Origin of the sequence: Pseudemcibacter sp. (genome assembly GCF_965661635.1) — a bacterium.
In the GTDB taxonomy this organism is placed as follows: domain Bacteria; phylum Pseudomonadota; class Alphaproteobacteria; order Sphingomonadales; family Emcibacteraceae; genus Pseudemcibacter.
The window spans coordinates 14,720-32,338 of sequence record NZ_CBFIEP010000145.1 but is presented as its reverse complement, the minus strand read 5'-3'; the positions used below and the strand labels follow the sequence as shown (position 1 = coordinate 32,338).

The window sequence follows — 17,619 nt, the reverse complement described above, 5'->3', positions numbered from 1 at the left end:
AAAAGATCCTTTTAATATTTATTCTTCTGTTAATAAGATAAAGCTAATGCCAGCCAGACCAAATAATAGAAATGGAAGCCATGCAGCAATGATAGGTGGGACCGCGCCATATTGCCCTAATGCGATGAAGAGATTATTGACGACAAAAAAACCAAAACCCATAGAAAGAGTGATCAGTATTCGGCCAAATAAATTTCCGCCCCTATGTAACCCAAAGGCAGCAAGCCCGGCCAATAAAGGCATTAATAGTGTACTTAGTGGCGTTACGAATTTCTGGTGGAGCATGGTATCAAGATTGTCTGTGCCATGACCCTCAGATTGCAATTGATCGATTGCACGGCGAAGTCGCGGTAAGTTAACTTGGTCGGCAATTATGGCAAGTGAGATAAATCTTTCTGGAGGTATTGTTGTGTCCCAATCTAGATTCTCTAGTACGGTGATTTCAAGTGTTTCCAAATCAAATGTTTTAACCTCAAATAGTTTCCACTTGTTATCGCGATGAACGGCAAAATCGGCTTTAATTATATTGGTAATGTTTTTATTTTCATCACGAATATATTGTGTCACTTGGTCAAGAAGTAGGATGCTACTGTTTCTACTAGCACTTTCTGCTTTAACTAAGTTTTGACCGTCAGTAACCCAGGAATCATAGACGGAATCTGGGGCAGGTGGAATATCAGCAGCAAAGGCATTGGCTTCCCAGTTACGAAGCTCGGCTCTTGCATGAACAGTAACGGTTTCTGAAAATACAAATGTAACCAAACCAATGAGAAGAGAAATTCCCATTAAAGGTACAAGGATCCGAAAGGCCGACCATCCTGATGCTTTCATTATCACGATTTCACTATTCACGTTCAAAACAGACAGGGTCAAAATAGCAGATAATAGAGCGACAAATGGTGAGAATAATGTAATGAGATGCGGACTTCTTAATGTTATATATCGCCATAGGTCAGCATATACTGCACCATCACCTGCAAGAATTTCTTCTGATTTAGCCAGTAAATCTAGCATTTGTAGAGTTGCAATTAGCCCAACGAGGATAATTGCATATCGAGTGATAAAGATTTTTGCGAGATAAACATCCATACTGCCAGGATTGAAAAACCTGCCAAAATGTCCACCATAGCTCATGACGCGTTCCACCATATCAGCTCGCCATCTTCAGTCGTTTGAATATTTTTGTCGCCGCCTCGGAGATCACTTCAGAAATCATTTCAAGCGTTTTAAGCGGGGTTCCACCTACTTTATAAGCACCAATATAATATAATCGCGCCGTAAGAAGGACAAATAATGCGGTCGGTAACCATATAGAAATAATAGGATCGATGCTTCCTTCAGCGGCAAAGTCTAAACCGAATTCGAGCACTTTATGATAAAGAAGCAGTAGAAAAACGCCTACCGAAATACCAAGTGCACGTCCTGACCTTTTTGCAACCAATCCAAGAGGGACGGCAAGAAAAGGCACAATTAAGATAGATAAGGCCCGCGCCGCTCTTGAATGCAGTGTTGCAATAATTGCAGTATCCCCTGAATTGCGTTCGGCCCAAAGTTCAAGAAATGTCATTTCCGCAGCTTCATCACCACGGTTTCTGAATTGTTCAAACATTGGAACTTCTAATGGTAAATCATGCATATCAAAATTAAGTATTCTTGGGCGGTCTTGACTGGCATCGAAATCAATCAGACTTCCTTCATATAGCCTTAAAATAATATATTTTTGATCAGGGGATGCGAAGAAGTTTCCGCTTTTAGCACTCACGGAGAATATATGGCCATCGGCATCTTCTTTTTGAGCGAAGATATCAATGAGTTCACGTCCGGAATTACGTGATTCTTCAATACGAAGGGTCAGGCCTTCACCAAGGTTCGTAAATTCATTGGATTTAATCGCAGCGCCAAGTGCGCCGCTTCTGACATCAAAGATAAGTTCTTCATAAGCATATTTGCTATATGGTTGAACGAAACCTACTACGATAATATTGATGGCGAGCAAAGTAAGAGCAATCAGAAATGACGGAAATAAAAGGCGATGCAGGCTAAGTCCACATGATAAAAATGCGTCTAGTTCGCTGCTTAATGCAAATTTACGAATAGCGAGTAGCACACCTAAAAACATGGCAAGCGGAATGACCAATGTAAGATATTGAGGCATTAAATTGCCTAACATTTGCCAAACAACATCAATAGGGCCGCCTTGATTAATAACAAAATCAAATAGGGAAAGCATTTTTTCCAGAAGAAGCAATAATGCTGCAACACCTAGCGTGGCTAAAAGAGGCACGATTGTGTTTTTTAAAATATAGTAATCAACTTTTTTTAGCATTATTTATAAACTGTCTTAATATTGACTTGTAATCTTATCATAGCTCATTTATGGCTAGCTATATAACTTATTTTAGTGATATGCATCTGTATAGTACGGAAAAATAGCAACAAAATAAATGTTTTTTGTGTATGCTAAAACTTTATGGTCAATATTAGGCAATTTGATTTTAAAATTGTTTTTTTTACTTTAATAATATTATGTCGACGAAATACAAGAAATTGGAAAAAATAAGCATGCTTGCCATTTTAAGTAGCCCTGAATCATTTCAGAAAAAAAATGAAATGAATAAAATTCGGGCTATTATCAAAGAAGAGGGATCAGGAATTATTCACTATGAAGTGAAAAATTTCAATGATATTGGTGAGGCTTTAACACGATTTAAACAATGTAATGTTTCCGCGATAATTATTGTGGGTGGGCAGGCCATATCGTCGGCTACGTTTGAATATTTAATAGATAAAAAACCATTTGGTAAAAAAAGCATTCCGATTTCCGTATTATCTGGCGGTAACGAGAGGTTCATTTCACAAAGTTTTGGTGCAACAGCGCCTAACGTAGAGGATGATCTTAAAAATATTCTTAAAAAACATAGAGCCGGCTCACTTCTTAATCATCTGGTTAAAACTCCGTTGATGAAAGTAGAAGGTGTGATGCATGTGGGTAAGCTATATGGATTATATTTTTGTGCTGGTGATATAGTTGAACAAAAGTCATTGTTTCAACGCATTCTGCATCGCTCAGGACTAAAGCAAACAGTTCAAAATTATAGCACAATAGTTTCTCTTCTTTATAAGGCGTATATTGGTTCACGCATGTCTGGTGACGTGGAAGATATGATACGTATTAATAGAAACCAGAGAGGCGCCGTAGTAGGGCGTTATTTTATGGTTATTATTAGTAGCCTTGATTGGATTTTCTTAGGAACAAAGTTTCCCCCTAAAAAAAGTGCTGATACGTTGAATTTTTTAAGTGTTGAAAATACAAAAGATGCCATTCTCAAAACTGGCAATAGACTGTTAAAAGGTGAATATAAGGAAGCAATGCTTCCAGGGCATATTATTACGGAAGTTGAACATTCAAGACTGGTATTCAAAAAAAGATTTGTTCTTGATGGTTGTTTTTATGAAACAGACTTGAGTGGAGAATTGTTCATCACGTCATCTGAAAAACTTACTTTAATTAGATTAGATTAATTAGCTTAACACGCCTAATTCTTTTCCAACGGCAATAAATTTTTCCAACATATAATCAATCTGATCAAAACTATGCGCCGCTGACAAACTGCAGCGCATAAGATTTAAACCATTTGGCGTTGCAGGTGGAACCGCAAGATTGACATATACACCTTCTTGCATCATACGTTGCCAGTATGCGATAGCGGTATCTTGAGCATCAATTATAATCGCAGCGATAGGGCTTTCACCTGTAGTGCCAACATTAAAGCCAGCATCAGCTAACCCTTTGTTAAGTCTCATGGAATTATCAAGAAGTTTGACGCGTAGGTTACTATCTTTGATTAACTCTAACGCCTTCGTTGCGGATGCAACGACTGATGGCGGAAGTGACGCTGTAAAGACATAAGGACGACAAACAAGTCTTAATACTTCAAATTTAGGATGGTTTGATACGCAATATCCGCCAACTGTGCCGACACTTTTACTAAATGTACCAACTGTAAAATCTACTAGGGCCTCAACACCTTGTTCTTGTGCGACACCACGTCCAGAACTACCAAATACACCAATTGAATGTGCTTCATCAACGAGCACATATGCATTATGTTTTTTAGACGCTTCAGCGAGTTCTTTAATTGGGGCTTGGTCGCCTAACATACTGTAGACTCCTTCAATAACCACTAGAATACCTGCTTCGGGATCTTTTTTTCTGATACGTGCGAGTCTTTTTTCAAGATTTTCTGGATCATTATGGGAAAATCTTACGACCGTTGCATTGCCCATAGCACACCCATCATAGATACTCGCATGGCTATCTGCATCAATAACGATATAATCTTTGGGGCCAGCTAAGGTTGCAATTACTCCTAAGTTTGCTTGATAGCCAGTTGAGAAAACAATGGCATGATCCGCATCATAAAAATCCTTAAGTGTTTCTTCTAACTGTTTATGGCCATGGTAAGTGCCGTTTAAAACACGCGATCCTGTTGTACCTGTACCAAAGCTTTTAAGCGCATCTTCTGCGGCATTCATACATTCTTGATTATAGGTCATGCCCATATAATTGTTTGTGCCAGCTAGAATTGTCTTGCGACCATTAATAATGGCTTCTGTTGGGGAAATAACTTGATCCATTTTAACAGTAAAAGGGTTTAAATCACCTTTTGGGAGCTGATTAAAGCTATCTAAGGTGGCATCAAATTTTTCAAATAAATCAAGTGTCATTTATGGTCTTACCAAATAAGAGAAATATTATTCTTCAAGAATTTTTTTAATGGCTTCTGCTACTTGCCCGACTGTTTCTAAGTCAGGTAATATATTGAGAGGGACTGTAACATCAAAGTGATCTTCGATGGCAGCAAGCATATCCATTACTGAAAGTGAATCTAATTCAAGATCAGTGGCAAAAGTAGTTTCGGTTGTTACCGCTATTGCTTTTTGGTTGAATGGTTCAACTAGAACGCAAATCTGATCAAAAATGTCTGTTGTACTAAGTGTCATTATTTATACCTTTAAAATAGGTCGTTAACTTACAGAATATCGCTTTTAAAATCTATTATAAAATTTAGATTAAATATATTCGTTATTCTTATACCAGTCGAGCGTTTCTTTTAGGCCTGTTTTTAAATCAATCTTCGCGTGCCATCCATTTATGTCAAAGTCATTATTTTTTCTGCATACCCAATCAGAGTGACATATTTCGTTTACTTTTTTAGCAGATACCATGGGAGCATAGTTGAAAATACGCCCGAATATGTCATTTATATGTCCAAATAGTTTTAAAAGAAATTTTGGTATAGTGATATAAAAAGGACTAACGCTAAGAATTTCGCTTGCAGTTTTATAAAATTCTTCATGTGAATAACCGTTCTGGTTCCCATCGTCGATTTCCAGAGTTTTTTGGAAATAATTTTTATTATTCATTAAATATACTATTGCAATGATAAGGTCATTGATGTTTATCCATGAAACACGATTATTTTTATCTTCAGGAAAAAGTGCTAGACCAGCGTTTAACATTCTAAAAATTTTCAAGGTTTCAGTGTCTCTAGGGCCATATATCCCAGGAGGGCGAATGATTGTCCAAGGTAGTTGATGGGTGTTAGATTGCAGGATTATTTCACCTTGCCTTTTACTAAAGGCATAATCAGATATATTTTCTTCTCTAGCCGCGAGCGATGAAATTTGAAGGAAATGTGGTTTTTTATGACTATCTATTACGTTTAATATATTTTCAATGGCATTTGCATTTGCATCTAGAAAATCATCTAAGTTTTTTGCCTTTACCAATCCTGCAACATTAATAATGACATCTGCGTCTGCTACTAATTCTTTGAGTGAAGATTGGTTTTCTAAATCACCGCTCACCCAAATTACATTTTTTAACTCAGGCTGAGGTCTTCGAGTTAAGGCTTTTATAATAAAACCTTGCGATGCTAGCGTATGAAGCAAATGACGGCCAACAAAACCTGTCGCACCTGTTAAGGCTATTATTTTTGTCATCTACATTCCCAAATAAAAAACGCTAGTCTATATTATAGATTAGCGTTCTTGAAACGGTTTCGTCAATCGACTTATACTATTTAGGTAAGTTGACCTTCAAGATATTGCCGACGCGCTTTTACGCGACTAAGCTTTCCTGACGAAGTTCGCGGTAGTGAGCGAGGAGGCACGAGTATAACTATTGGAGCTTTACCAATAACCGCCTGAACTTCTGTTATAATTCTATTTTCTAGGTCTTCACGATCTTCTTCATCACGTTTGCGACATTGTACTAAAATAGCGGGAACTTCTTCGTCGTTATCACCGGGGATTGAAATAGCAGCACTATCACCTGACCTAAGTTCAGGTAATTTTTCAACAGCCCATTCAATATCGTGTGGCCAATGATTTTTTCCATTGATAATAATAAGGTCTTTTATTCTACCGATAATAAATAATGAACCATTCGCCAGATACCCAATATCGCCAGTATCAAGCCATCCATCCTCTGATAAACACTGCTTTGTGGCTTCTTCGTCCATGTAATAACCAACCATAACACTTGGACCCTTTACACAAACGCGACCAATTTCTCGCTCGCCAAGTGCTTTGTCATGCTCACCACGAATTTCAAGATTATATTCAGGAAGAGGCTTACCGCAGTCAACAACTTCACGGTAATTAGCTCCATTCCCATTAAGCTTATGTTCTTTAAAGGATTTTACATTCGCATTAAGCTTATGTTCTTTAAAGGATTTTACATTCCCATTAAGCACTTCTTCGCTAACAAGATCGACGGAATATCCGGATAGTTTTTTACCGAAACTTACCGCTAGGGTACATTCTGCTAAGCCATAACTCGGCATAAATGCCTTTTTATTAAAGCCGCATTCTTTGAATGTTTCAGCAAAAATTTCAAGTACGTTAGGGCGTATCATATCTGCGCCTATACCCGCCACTTTCCATGAAGAAAGGTCAAGACCTTCTAAATCCGTAGAATTTGCACGTCTAGCACATATTTCATATCCGAAAGTTGGTCCAGAACACATTGTGCCTTTATTTTTTGAAATCAGTTTTAGCCATTGCATCGGCCTTCTTGCAAATGCTTCTGTCGCTAAATAGTCAATTGAAACCTGACAGGCAATTGGCGATATTAACATACCAACCAAACCCATATCATGATAAAACGGCAACCAGGATACAGCACGATCGTCATCGTCCACTTCCATGCCTATTTTACCAATACCATAACAATTCGACATAAGGGATTTGTGTGTCACGGCGACGCCGTGTGGAAAGCGTGTGCTGCCGGAAGAATATTGTAAATAAGCCAAATCATCTGAAGCTACTTCAGGTAATTTTACATTTTTGATATCTGTTAAACTTGATTGTGCTTCAAAAGTGTCGGGCGTGCCAACAAATTCCATATTTAAACCACTCGTCGCTTCATCTAGAAGTGGCAACATGTAAGATGCAGAAAGTGCGGCGCTTGCCTCACAGCTTTTCATTTGTTGATGCAGTTGCTCTGTATATCCATCGCGCCCACCAAATGATGTTGGAAGGGGAAGAGGTACAGGAAGTAATCCAGCATATTGACAGCCTAGAAAATAACACACAAAATCTTCGTTGGTTTCAGCAATAAGTGCAACACGAGAGTTTTTCTCAATACCAAAATGAACGAGACGCCGACCAATTTCATGTGCCCGGTCTCTAATTTGTCCATATGTAAGGCTTGTTTCCAACTCACCACGTGGTGAATAAAAGTTTAACCCACGCTTACCTTGAGCCGCATAATCTAATGCGTCCAAGAGAGTATCAAAATCGGCATACCTTCTAGGGAGGGTGGTGTCTTGTGTTGGAGTAGGTTTAAGCATATATGAGTTTTGTCACTTAGCTGTTTTCTATAAATTAACCCAAGAATAATCAGTCGTTACGATTCTGACAATCTTTTGTTTATATAGTTTAATATAAAAAAAACTATAATGTTATATTTTCGTATTAAATAATTCCCCTTCGATACATGCTGGAGCATTATATCGCAAGTAGTTTTTTATCTTTTTCAGTAGATATTTTATAGAGCTGATAGGTTTTTGCAAACAAATAATATAGTTCAAATTGAAGCTATTAAATTTTTAAAATACTACAATGAAGCATTTTTCTTTGGTCTTTGAGAAATATAGATCCCAATAGCAATAAAGAAAATGGAAAGAAAAGTCGTTTCTTTTAATGCTTCATCAAGGAAAATAAAACCAGCTAACACTCCGACAATTGGTATAAGGTAAGTATTATATGAAACGAATGTTGAGCCGGCTTTTTGAGTAAAAATTACTAAGACCATTGTCGCTATACCTGTCGGTAAAACACCAAGGTAAATTAATGATAATATTTCAAAAGTACCGTAATTTACCTCTAATGGGCTTTCAAATATAAACGCTATGGGCCAGGTAATAATTGAGGAAGTCGTTAGTATGACTAATGAGGTATTTATAGGCTCCGTTTTTACATAGCGTCTTATTAAAATGTTTGCGAGTGCATAACCAAAAGCGGCTAATAACATCGCTATTAATGCTAATGTACCGAGTGTACTATTATCTGCGGAAAGATTATCATAAAATAGTACGAGAATACCGCAAACACCACTCACTATACCAACAAGGCCAGTCCAACTCATTTTTTCATCATGGGTTGTGAAATGGGCCATAACAAAAACAGATAACGGAATGATGGACATGCAAATAGCCCCAACACCACTATTAATATAGTTCATAGACCAGTTTATGAAAACGAATGGTATACAGGTTCCAATGAACCCAATTATGGTCCCTTTAATCCAAATAGATGAGTGGGTTGGGAATTTTCCACCTTTAAATAATACATATGCAGCAATTATTACTGCGCCGATTGTTATTCTTGCGGCTGCGATTGTTAAGGGAGGAATGGTAGGGGCCATAATTTTTAGAAACAAAAATGAACAGCCCCAGACAGTTGAAAGGAATAATAAGTAAAAATAATGAGAAATTGGTCTATTATCAGTCATATAAAATGGTTATTGTCCCTTTATGTATAAAAAGCGAAATAATAGAAATATTACAAAATCCTATCTTCAAGGCGCAGCCTATCGCTATCTTGAAAGATATGCAACTACAGAGGCGAATTTATTTTTCATTTTAAAGAGGAAAACGGATAGAATTCTTAGTCAAAACGATCAAGAAGATTTTAATATAAGTGAAATTGAAGCGTGGATTAATGAAGTAGTTGTAGAGTGTGTGAAGCATGGACTTGTTAATGATCGTTTATACGCCGAAAGTAAAATGAATTCATATTCACTTTCTGGAAACTCTTTAGCCAATATAAAAAATAAACTTCGATCCAAAGGTGTTCCACAAGACATAATTAACGATGTAATCAATGAAGCGATAAGCAATACCCCAGATATTAATTTTAAGAGTGCCATCAAATATGCAAAAAAAAGACGTTTTGGCCCTTTTCGTATTCGCAAATTAAATGAAACAACTTTTGATAAAGAATTAGCCTCAATGGCACGAGCAGGTTACTCATATAGCGAATCTATAAAGATATTAAAGGGAAAACTCGAAGATTTAGAAGATGTATTATATGGAAACTAGTCGTACCGTTTTTTCTAAACTCGCTCTTAATTATACTAGTATGTATATATACCTTGGTGTCATGACGCCATTTTGGGCTATTTGGCTTAAATATAAAGGATTAAGTCCCAGTGAAATTGGCGTAGTAATTGCTATTCCTTATATTATAAAAATTATAGTTGCTCCTCTCATTAGCCAAACAGCCGATCGACGTAAAGAATACAGAAGGCCACTTATATTATGCGTGTTATCTAGTGTTGTTTTTTCGACATTCTATTTTTTTTCAGATGGATTTTGGATGTTGTTAACGATTACCGTATTGGTAAATTTGACTTATCCTGCAATTGTTCCGCTGATGGAAACGATTACTGTTGCGCAAACATCAAAACATAAATTACGATATGGTAGAATAAGGTCATTTGGATCATTTTCATTTATATTTGCTGCTGTCGTTGTCGGTTGGCTAATAGGCAGCCAAGCAATTGATGCAATACTATATTATGCTTTTGGCAGCTTGTTGGTCTTATTAATGTCAGTGATGATTTTACCAAGCGGGAACAAGCAAAATAAAAATGTTGTTGAGAAACAGCAAAAATCACCGATTAAAGATTTATTATACAGTAGGGACTTTCTCTGGTTTTTATGCATTGTAGGACTTTTGCAAGCCAGCCATGGTGTATATTATTCGATGGGTAGTATTTTCTGGCAAGAAAATGGTTTAGAAGAGAATATAATCGGCTTTCTTTGGGCTGTGGGCGTAGTTGCAGAAATATTATTTTTTGTATTTGGTGGGGGAATGGTTAAAAAATACCCAATTTCAGCAATTTTTGCTGTTATCGGATTAATGGGGGTGGTGCGATGGGTCGTTATGGCGTCGACAGTATCATTGCCGGTCATATTTATTGTCCAGCTTCTCCATGGCTTTACCTTTGGTGCTAGCCACTTGGTGGCGATAGAATATATAGGCCAGAAAGTATTAAGTGAGAATGCCGGCACGGCGCAGAGTTTATATTCATCATTACCTTTAGGGCTTGGAATGGGGCTGGCCACCTTTGCGGGTGGATTAATATATGAAAAAACAGCTGGTGATGCTTATCTCTCAATGGCCGGAATGTGTTTTGCTGCATTTTTAGCTTCAGTTATTCGCTTTTATCGCAAAAAATAAACATTTCATCTTAAAATTAAAATAAATTGTCGGGTTTTCTAAAGGTGCCCCGTACTATAGGTACATGACTTGTGGGAATGGGATTGAAATATTTTGGAGATTAAAATGAAAAAATCAATTTATCTAATAACAGGTGTTCTAACTTTGTCTGTTGCAGGCTTAGCCATATCACAAGACCGTGGTCTTGGCAGAGGCATGAGTCGGATGGATACAGATGGTAATGGTACTGTCGAAAAATCAGAATTCACTGCTATGTTTGAAAAACGTTTTGCTGAAACGGATACAAATAACGATGGTATTACATTTGAAGAATATCAGGCTAAAGCAGAAGCAGATCGTGCTGCATGGCAAGAGAGACGCGCGGAACGTCGTGCCGAAAGAGAGGCCAAAAAAGAGGAACGATCAGCTGAACGCGAAGCAAAAATGGCAGAAAGATTGCAAGAACGCTTCAATCGTCTTGATGAGAATGAAGACGGAACAGTAACAGCAGAAGAATATGCAGCGGCTGGCGATAAAATGTTTGACCGAATGGACCGAAATGATGACGGTATTTTAAACGATCGCCGTGATCGTGGTGAGAGAGGCCGAAGAGGCGGTCGCGACGGCAGATAATATAGAATGTCCCGTGTGCAATGAATTTACCCCATAGGTTCAAAAGCGCATTACTTAAAAGGCGAGAGATATCTCTCGCCTTTTTTTTATTTTAAACACTTGAAGTTAGAGCGTCATATCCCTATTTTGCAGGGATTAATGATTAGGAAGCCTAATGAGTAGTGATAATAAGAATAGTGCCTATAAGGTGATAGCGCAAAATAGAAAAGCGCGCTTTAGCTATCATATAGAAGAAGATTTTGAAGCGGGTATTGTACTGACCGGCTCAGAAGTAAAATCACTACGCCTGGGTGAAGCGAATATTGCTGATAGTTACGCAGAAGTGAAAGACGGGGAAGCTTTTTTGATTAATGCTCATATAAAAGAGTATGAGCAAGCGAACCGCTTTAATCACGCAGCTAAGCGTCCACGAAAATTATTATTACACCGTAAGCAAATCAATAAATTAATGGCGGCAATGCAACGTAAAGGTATGACGATAGTACCACTAAAAATCTATTTTAATGATCAGAACCGTGCGAAATTAATGATTGGTTTAGGCAAAGGTAAAAAGCTCCATGATAAACGAGCAACCGTTAAAGATCGGGACTGGAACCGTGAACAGGGTCGCATCTTAAAAAGTGATCATCAGTAATAAAAAAATACCCGCCAATTTGGCGGGTATTCAGTAAATTACGGCTTCTATTTTCGTTTTAGAAGCTCGGTACCGCGACCGGATCACCAAATTTCCAACTTCCATCGGGTTGCAAGCAAGCTTGACCGTATGCGGGAACTGCTTCGCCGCCAATTTCAATCGTTGTCGTATATTCCCGAGATTGCAAGCAATTGTTATTTACAGCCTGCTGCTGTGTAGGTTGATATTGATTTTGCGATTGTAAGTATGGGTTCTGTTGTTGATAAACAGGCACTTGCTGTACAACCGTTTGAACAGGACGCTCCACATAAACTACATTGGTTCTAGGTGCAAAACGATATCCAGGATATCCATAACCATAACCGTATCCTGGATGACCATAATTATAGTTCACGCCGACGTGTGTGTTTCTGCTATTAAAAGTAGATGAAATAATTGCACCTGTGAAAAGGCCGCCTACAAAAGCTCCGCCTTTGTTGCGACGACCGTGTCTAAACCCACGATTATAGGCACGATTATTAACGCGTGCGTTACGTCTGAATGCTTTGCGATTGCGGTTATTATAGCCAATTTGACGCCCGCCCATACCGCGATTTAAGCTTAATCTACCACGATTTCCACCGTTATTAACGATAACATTATTGTTATTATTAATGATTGTACGATTTTTGTTTTTACCGCGCTGTTGAGATGATGCTGTCATAGGTAATACTATTAAACTAGCAACAAAAAGACCTGAAATTACTACGGTTTTGTTTAGGAATTTGTTTATTTTACTCATGTTCTATTCCTTCAAATTTAATTAATAGAACCCGTCCACCTAAATAATAATATACTTTATTAACCTGAACTCAAACTGAATAATGCTGTAATCATTCAGAAAGCTTGCTTTATGACTGAGGTTAGCCCAATAATTCTTGAATGTTTTTAAACACATCTTCGAACATTTCTGTCGTTAACCGTCCCGTATTGGTATTATATCGAGAACAATGATAACTATCGATTAGTTTTAAACCATTTGATAAAGCATGTGTCTGGTTGTGAGCAAATTTAAAGGCGGATTTTTTTTCGCCGTATGTTGAAAGCACGGCATTATGGGCAACGCCACCCAAGGCAAGAATAATTTTTATGCTTGGCGTTTTTTCTATTTGTTCAATTAAAAAGGGGCGGCAATTTGTCTCTTCTTCACCGATGGTTTTATTTTGCGGTGGAACGCACCGCACTGCATTAGTAATCATAGCTTTATGCATAGAAAGACCATCATCTATGCGTGAACCATATTCACCTTTTGCAAAATCAAATTTAAGTAATGTTGGGTATAATAGATCACCGGCATAATCACCCGTAAAAGGTCTGCCCGTTCTATTAGCACCTTTTAATCCGGGGGCTAATCCAACGATCAAGAGTTCAGCATCTTTTGTGCCAAATGCAGGCACAGGACCATTAAAATACTCTGGAAATTTTTCAATATTACTATTTCTAAATTTAACTAGTCTAGGACACATTTTACAATTTAAAGGGGCATTTCCCGGTAGGGATTTTTGATGTCTTTCAATGATGTCAATATTTTCCCGCATTATGGATGACCAATTTCATCAGATGATGCCTGGCGACCAAAGGCCTCTTCCATATTTGCAATTTCAATAAAACTATCAGCTTGTCTTCTTAATTCATCAGCTATCATTGAAGGGTTGGTTTTTGTGCTACTGACAACGGAAACACGCACGCCTCGTCTTTGTACCGCTTCTACCAATCTTCTAAAATCTCCATCGCCTGAAAATAAAACCATATGGTCAACATGTTCAGCCATGCCCATCATATCAATGGCCAGCTCCATATCCATATTACCTTTAATGCGTTTATCACCGTGTGCGTCTGTAAATTCTTTGGTTGGTTTCGTGATCATGGTGTAACCGTTATAGTCTAACCAATCAACTAGCGGACGAAGGGGAGAATAATCGGCATCTTCGATGAGTGCCGTATAATAATTGGCGCGCACTAATCGACTTTTGTCGGCAAAATAACGACGTAATCTGCTATAATCGATATCAAAGTTAAGTGATTTTGCAGTCGCAAAAAGGTTCGAGCCATCAATAAAGATCGCCAATTTTTCATCGGGATAAAATAACATAATAAATTCCTAAAATATAAATAAAATATTCCAAATTGTAACACGAAAGGGGTTATTTTTAAAGAAATTCTGAAACCATAAGTTGGGGGTATTCGTTTTTTCTGGTTTCTCAAGTCCTCATCATATAGTTTCATGACGATTTATTAGAGTAGATTGATAAAATGATAGTTATAGGATTAGGCAGCAACCTTACGACAGAGAAATATTTAACGTCGAAAGAGATTTTAGAAGCTGCGATTTCATTGCTACGTGAGAAAGGTTTGGATGTTAGAAAAGTTTCAAATTTTTATGAAACTGAACCTGTTCCAAAATCTGACCAGCCATGGTTTGTAAATGCAGCCATTCGAGTTGAAACATCTTTTGCTGCCGATAATCTATTAAACATTTTACATGATGTTGAAAATGAGTTGGGAAGAGTTAGAAAAGAAAGATGGGAAGCGCGCATTATTGATCTTGATTTATTATGTTATAATGATCTTATCGTTCCAAATGAAAAAATATGGTTGAAAAAAGTAAAAGAAGAAGTGCTAAAAGGTGTAATTATTCCACATATCAGATTACATGAAAGAGACTTTGTTCTGATTCCCATGAGTGATGTCGCAGCCGATTGGCAACACCCAATTTTCAAGAAAAATACTCAAAAATTGCTTGATGACCTAGTTTCAGTCGGAATAGTGCGGCTTTTATCTGAAAAATAGGTTAAATTATCAATATAGCGACTTTACAGAATGGCTTAGGAATTGTATAAGCCCATCTTTGTATGCCAATAAGGCAAAATTAATATTATATGGAGAATGTGCAATATGGCACGCGTTACCGTAGAAGATTGTGAAGATAAAGTCACAAACCGTTTTGATCTTGTGTTGCTAGCTGCACGTCGTGCACGTCAGATTTCTGCAGGGGCACCAATCACTGTTGAACGTGATAACGATAAGAACCCTGTTGTGGCACTTCGTGAAATTGCCGATGAAACTATTGTTGCTGATGATCTTCAAGAAGCTGTACTTTATGGACTTCAAAAGCATGTTGAAGTTGATGAGCCTGAAGAAGATGATATCTCACTTCTTTTAGCTGAACAGAAGCTCTCTGAAAATAACCAGGATATGACTGCTGATAACCTTGCTAAGGTTGCCACGGAAGTTAAAAATGACATCGCAACTGCGGAAGCTGATGCAGCAGCAGAGTTTGAGGCGGCATTAAAAGGTGATAGCGAAGCATAAGTTTCAACGCCAATAAAAATTTTTCAAAAAAAAGACTTGTTTGAGGTGTTCTCAGCAAGTCTTTTTTTGTACAGTATGCATAAATAGAAAAATAAGATGGAATTGATTTCATGATACGTCAATTTGAATTGATTGATATGGTTAAAGCATACGACCCAGATTTAGACGAAATGCTTCTAAATAGGGCTTATGTGTTTTCAATGAAAGCACACGGAATGCAGAAACGTGCTAGCGGTGACCCTTATTTTTCTCATCCGCTAGAAGTAGCGGGTATTTTGACAGGAATGCAACTTGATTGTGATACGATTGTCACTGCGCTTTTGCATGATACAATAGAAGACACAGTTGCTACATATGAGCAGATAGAAGAATTATTTGGCTTAGAAATAGCCAAAATGGTCGATGGTGTTACAAAATTATCTGAACTTGAATATACATCAGAAACTTCAAAACAAGCCGAAAATTTTAGAAAATTCTTATTGGCAATGTCTAATGACATAAGGGTTTTGCTTGTTAAGCTTGCTGACCGTCTTCATAACATGCGTACGCTTCATTATATTAAGAAACCTGAAAAGAGGGCGCGAATTTCTCGTGAAACACTTGATATTTATGCGCCACTTGCCGAACGGATAGGAATGCAGGAATTGATGAATGAACTTGAGGATCTTGCATTTCCGCATGTTTATCCAGAAGCACACGAATCAATCATGAAACGCTTAGATTATTTATACTCTAATACCGAAAATGTTCGTGATGAAGTGATTAGGGAATTAGAAAAAATATTTGCTGATAATTTCCTTGATGCTGAAGTGGTCGGTAGACGAAAGCAGCCCTATTCAATTTGGAAAAAAATTACATTTAGAAATGTAAGTCTTGAAAATCAGGCGGATTTATTCGCTTTTCGTGTGATTGTTGATGATGTTGCAGAATGTTATAAAGCGCTAGGGGTCATTCACAATACATGGCAAGCGGTGCCTGGGCTTCTTAAGGATTATATATCTATGCCCAAGCCAAATGGGTATCAATCAATTCATACAGTTGTCATCGGACCACAAAGAAAACGGATCGAAGTGCAAATCAGATCTACAGAGATGGATATTATTGCTGAAAAAGGGGTTGCTGCCCATTGGCGATATAAAAATGAAGGTTCAAAAAAAGATAATGTTCATTATCGCTGGTTGCAGGATTTATTAGAAATTTTAGAGCATGCGGCAGATCCTGAAGAGTTCTTAGAACATACAAAAATTGCAATGTATCAAAATCAGGTTTTTTGCTTTACACCAAAAGGAGAATTAATCAACCTTCCTGCAGGTTCAACAGTTGTTGATTTTGCTTATGCAGTTCATACAAATGTTGGTGACACATGTGTGGGCGGAAAAGTAAACGGCGAACCAGCACAACTTAACAGAATATTGGCGAATGGTGATCAAGTTGAAATTTTGAGATCTAAAGCTCAAATACCCCATCAGAATTGGGCCGACTTCGTTGTCACTGGAAAGGCAAAGGCTGCAATACGTCGGTATACAAGGCAGCAAAAGAAAAAAGAAAATATCACCCAAGGTGAAGAAATTCTCAAACTTAGTTTTGAGCAAGAAGAGCGAGACTATACTAAGAAAGCCATTACAGCCGTGGCAAAAAAGTTGAATTTAAAAGGTGGATCAGCGACAGTTTTTGAAAAAGTTGGAAGTGGTGAACTTTCTGATCGCGCGGTTTTAGAAATTGTGTTTCCGAGCTTAAAGAATAAGCAGGATACTATTTCCACTTCGGCAATCGTTGTTGATAAAAGCCGTCCCCACAAAGCGGGTGACAATCAGTTGCCAATTAAAGGATTAACCCCTGGCCTGGATGTTCATATTTCTAAATGTTGCCATCCCATTCCAGGAGATAGAATAGTTGGCATTGTTGCTGAAGGTAAGGGGATAATGGTCCACACGATCGATTGTGAAGCTCTTGAGGTTTATACGGACACGCCAGAAGATTGGCTTGACCTATCATGGCAATATCCGGAAAACAAATCCTCAATTCATATTGCTCGAGTTAATATAACTCTTAAGCATGTATCTGGGGCATTAGCGTCTGTTCTTTTATTGATTGCAAAAGACCAAGGAAATGTAACGAACGTAAAGTTCATTGAAAGATCGATAGATATTTTTCGGATTGAGCTTGATCTTGAGGTCAGAGATGCTAAACATTTAACGGATGTGATTACGGCACTTCAAGCAAGCAAATATATCAATTCAATTGAGCGCGCATATACATAAAGAAAT

18 protein-coding genes are annotated in these 17,619 nt (G+C 37.7%); 8 read left to right on the top strand and 10 right to left on the bottom strand.

The features are described 5' to 3' along the window. Window positions 1–18 precede the first annotated feature (18 nt). Both lptG and lptF read right to left on the bottom strand, forming a co-directional pair. Window positions 19–1,149, bottom strand: a complete 1,131-nt coding sequence (gene lptG, locus ACTF6W_RS09475) for an LPS export ABC transporter permease LptG (RefSeq protein ID WP_438994297.1) — start codon at window positions 1,147–1,149, stop codon at window positions 19–21. A 1-nt stretch (window position 1,150) separates the two neighbouring features. Next, complete coding sequence (gene lptF, locus ACTF6W_RS09470; protein ID WP_438994296.1) at window positions 1,151–2,326, bottom strand: LPS export ABC transporter permease LptF; 1,176 nt, start codon at window positions 2,324–2,326, stop codon at window positions 1,151–1,153. Window positions 2,327–2,562: 236 nt separating this feature from the next. Here lptF and ACTF6W_RS09465 point away from each other — a divergent pair, with 236 nt between their 5' ends. Beyond that, complete coding sequence (locus ACTF6W_RS09465) at window positions 2,563–3,522, top strand: hypothetical protein (RefSeq protein WP_438994295.1); 960 nt, start codon at window positions 2,563–2,565, stop codon at window positions 3,520–3,522. Here the strand turns inward: ACTF6W_RS09465 and spt are convergent, their stop codons facing one another. The 5 genes from spt to ACTF6W_RS09440 form a co-directional block, all read right to left on the bottom strand. Then, complete coding sequence (gene spt / locus ACTF6W_RS09460; protein ID WP_438994294.1) at window positions 3,523–4,728, bottom strand: serine palmitoyltransferase; 1,206 nt, start codon at window positions 4,726–4,728, stop codon at window positions 3,523–3,525. 27 nt (window positions 4,729–4,755) lie between these two features. Continuing rightward, window positions 4,756–5,004, bottom strand: coding sequence for an acyl carrier protein (locus ACTF6W_RS09455; protein ID WP_438994293.1), 249 nt, complete (start codon window positions 5,002–5,004; stop codon window positions 4,756–4,758). Between the two features lie 69 nt (window positions 5,005–5,073). Continuing rightward, a complete protein-coding gene (locus ACTF6W_RS09450) occupies window positions 5,074–6,006 on the bottom strand; it encodes an NAD-dependent epimerase/dehydratase family protein (RefSeq protein ID WP_438994292.1) in 933 nt (310 codons plus the stop codon). An 80-nt stretch (window positions 6,007–6,086) separates the two neighbouring features. Continuing rightward, the gene (locus ACTF6W_RS09445) at window positions 6,087–7,859 is read right to left on the bottom strand and encodes a fatty acyl-AMP ligase (RefSeq protein WP_438994291.1); all 1,773 of its coding nucleotides are present in this window, start codon (window positions 7,857–7,859) and stop codon (window positions 6,087–6,089) included. A 266-nt stretch (window positions 7,860–8,125) separates the two neighbouring features. Continuing rightward, the gene (locus tag ACTF6W_RS09440) at window positions 8,126–9,022 is read right to left on the bottom strand and encodes a DMT family transporter (protein ID WP_438994290.1); all 897 of its coding nucleotides are present in this window, start codon (window positions 9,020–9,022) and stop codon (window positions 8,126–8,128) included. A gap of 22 nt (window positions 9,023–9,044) precedes the next feature. Here ACTF6W_RS09440 and ACTF6W_RS09435 point away from each other — a divergent pair, with 22 nt between their 5' ends. The 4 genes from ACTF6W_RS09435 to smpB all read left to right on the top strand — a co-directional run bounded on the left by ACTF6W_RS09435 (window position 9,045) and on the right by smpB (window position 12,001). Next, window positions 9,045–9,611 carry a regulatory protein RecX gene (locus ACTF6W_RS09435; protein ID WP_438994289.1) on the top strand — a complete coding sequence of 189 codons (567 nt, stop codon included), beginning with the start codon at window positions 9,045–9,047 and terminating at the stop codon, window positions 9,609–9,611. Continuing rightward, window positions 9,601–10,755, top strand: a complete 1,155-nt coding sequence (locus ACTF6W_RS09430) for a 3-phenylpropionate MFS transporter (protein WP_438994288.1) — start codon at window positions 9,601–9,603, stop codon at window positions 10,753–10,755. Before ACTF6W_RS09435 ends, ACTF6W_RS09430 begins: the two co-directional genes overlap by 11 nt. 105 nt (window positions 10,756–10,860) lie before the next feature. Beyond that, complete coding sequence (locus ACTF6W_RS09425) at window positions 10,861–11,367, top strand: EF-hand domain-containing protein (RefSeq protein ID WP_438994287.1); 507 nt, start codon at window positions 10,861–10,863, stop codon at window positions 11,365–11,367. A 154-nt stretch (window positions 11,368–11,521) separates the two neighbouring features. Continuing rightward, window positions 11,522–12,001 carry an SsrA-binding protein SmpB gene (gene smpB, locus ACTF6W_RS09420; RefSeq protein WP_438994286.1) on the top strand — a complete coding sequence of 160 codons (480 nt, stop codon included), beginning with the start codon at window positions 11,522–11,524 and terminating at the stop codon, window positions 11,999–12,001. A gap of 58 nt (window positions 12,002–12,059) precedes the next feature. Here smpB and ACTF6W_RS09415 read toward each other — a convergent pair whose 3' ends face one another. From ACTF6W_RS09415 to ACTF6W_RS09405, 3 genes are all read right to left on the bottom strand, one after another. Continuing rightward, window positions 12,060–12,782: a hypothetical protein gene (locus tag ACTF6W_RS09415; RefSeq protein WP_438994285.1), complete on the bottom strand. Its 723-nt coding sequence runs from the start codon at window positions 12,780–12,782 to the stop codon at window positions 12,060–12,062. A gap of 121 nt (window positions 12,783–12,903) precedes the next feature. Next, window positions 12,904–13,578 carry a uracil-DNA glycosylase gene (locus ACTF6W_RS09410; RefSeq protein ID WP_438994284.1) on the bottom strand — a complete coding sequence of 225 codons (675 nt, stop codon included), beginning with the start codon at window positions 13,576–13,578 and terminating at the stop codon, window positions 12,904–12,906. Further along, window positions 13,578–14,132 carry a LabA-like NYN domain-containing protein gene (locus tag ACTF6W_RS09405; protein WP_438994283.1) on the bottom strand — a complete coding sequence of 185 codons (555 nt, stop codon included), beginning with the start codon at window positions 14,130–14,132 and terminating at the stop codon, window positions 13,578–13,580. Before ACTF6W_RS09405 ends, ACTF6W_RS09410 begins: the two co-directional genes overlap by 1 nt. A 161-nt stretch (window positions 14,133–14,293) precedes the next feature. On the opposite strand from ACTF6W_RS09405, the gene folK reads away from it, so the two are divergent. The 3 genes from folK to ACTF6W_RS09390 all read left to right on the top strand — a co-directional run bounded on the left by folK (window position 14,294) and on the right by ACTF6W_RS09390 (window position 17,613). After that, window positions 14,294–14,830: a 2-amino-4-hydroxy-6-hydroxymethyldihydropteridine diphosphokinase gene (gene folK / locus ACTF6W_RS09400; RefSeq protein WP_438994282.1), complete on the top strand. Its 537-nt coding sequence runs from the start codon at window positions 14,294–14,296 to the stop codon at window positions 14,828–14,830. Window positions 14,831–14,935: 105 nt separating this feature from the next. Further along, a complete protein-coding gene (gene rpoZ, locus ACTF6W_RS09395) occupies window positions 14,936–15,352 on the top strand; it encodes a DNA-directed RNA polymerase subunit omega (protein WP_438994281.1) in 417 nt (138 codons plus the stop codon). 110 nt (window positions 15,353–15,462) lie between these two features. Beyond that, window positions 15,463–17,613, top strand: coding sequence for a RelA/SpoT family protein (locus ACTF6W_RS09390; RefSeq protein ID WP_438994280.1), 2,151 nt, complete (start codon window positions 15,463–15,465; stop codon window positions 17,611–17,613). Window positions 17,614–17,619: the final 6 nt, after the last annotated feature.

Excerpts from the sequence above, each read along its gene's own strand:
- ACTF6W_RS09440 (WP_438994290.1), bottom strand. The coding sequence starts at position 9,022 with ATGACTGATAATAGACCAATTTCTCATTATTTTTACTTATTATTCCTT.
- ACTF6W_RS09410 (WP_438994284.1), bottom strand. The coding sequence starts at position 13,578 with ATGCGGGAAAATATTGACATCATTGAAAGACATCAAAAATCCCTACCG.
- ACTF6W_RS09445 (WP_438994291.1), bottom strand. The coding sequence starts at position 7,859 with ATGCTTAAACCTACTCCAACACAAGACACCACCCTCCCTAGAAGGTAT.
- ACTF6W_RS09415 (WP_438994285.1), bottom strand. The coding sequence starts at position 12,782 with ATGAGTAAAATAAACAAATTCCTAAACAAAACCGTAGTAATTTCAGGT.
- ACTF6W_RS09425 (WP_438994287.1), top strand. The coding sequence starts at position 10,861 with ATGAAAAAATCAATTTATCTAATAACAGGTGTTCTAACTTTGTCTGTT.
- spt (WP_438994294.1), bottom strand. The coding sequence starts at position 4,728 with ATGACACTTGATTTATTTGAAAAATTTGATGCCACCTTAGATAGCTTT.
- ACTF6W_RS09405 (WP_438994283.1), bottom strand. The coding sequence starts at position 14,132 with ATGTTATTTTATCCCGATGAAAAATTGGCGATCTTTATTGATGGCTCG.
- rpoZ (WP_438994281.1), top strand. The coding sequence starts at position 14,936 with ATGGCACGCGTTACCGTAGAAGATTGTGAAGATAAAGTCACAAACCGT.
- folK (WP_438994282.1), top strand. The coding sequence starts at position 14,294 with ATGATAGTTATAGGATTAGGCAGCAACCTTACGACAGAGAAATATTTA.
- ACTF6W_RS09465 (WP_438994295.1), top strand. The coding sequence starts at position 2,563 with ATGCTTGCCATTTTAAGTAGCCCTGAATCATTTCAGAAAAAAAATGAA.
- smpB (WP_438994286.1), top strand. The coding sequence starts at position 11,522 with ATGAGTAGTGATAATAAGAATAGTGCCTATAAGGTGATAGCGCAAAAT.
- ACTF6W_RS09435 (WP_438994289.1), top strand. The coding sequence starts at position 9,045 with ATGTATAAAAAGCGAAATAATAGAAATATTACAAAATCCTATCTTCAA.
- ACTF6W_RS09430 (WP_438994288.1), top strand. The coding sequence starts at position 9,601 with ATGGAAACTAGTCGTACCGTTTTTTCTAAACTCGCTCTTAATTATACT.
- lptF (WP_438994296.1), bottom strand. The coding sequence starts at position 2,326 with ATGCTAAAAAAAGTTGATTACTATATTTTAAAAAACACAATCGTGCCT.
- lptG (WP_438994297.1), bottom strand. The coding sequence starts at position 1,149 with ATGGTGGAACGCGTCATGAGCTATGGTGGACATTTTGGCAGGTTTTTC.
- ACTF6W_RS09455 (WP_438994293.1), bottom strand. The coding sequence starts at position 5,004 with ATGACACTTAGTACAACAGACATTTTTGATCAGATTTGCGTTCTAGTT.
- ACTF6W_RS09390 (WP_438994280.1), top strand. The coding sequence starts at position 15,463 with ATGATACGTCAATTTGAATTGATTGATATGGTTAAAGCATACGACCCA.
- ACTF6W_RS09450 (WP_438994292.1), bottom strand. The coding sequence starts at position 6,006 with ATGACAAAAATAATAGCCTTAACAGGTGCGACAGGTTTTGTTGGCCGT.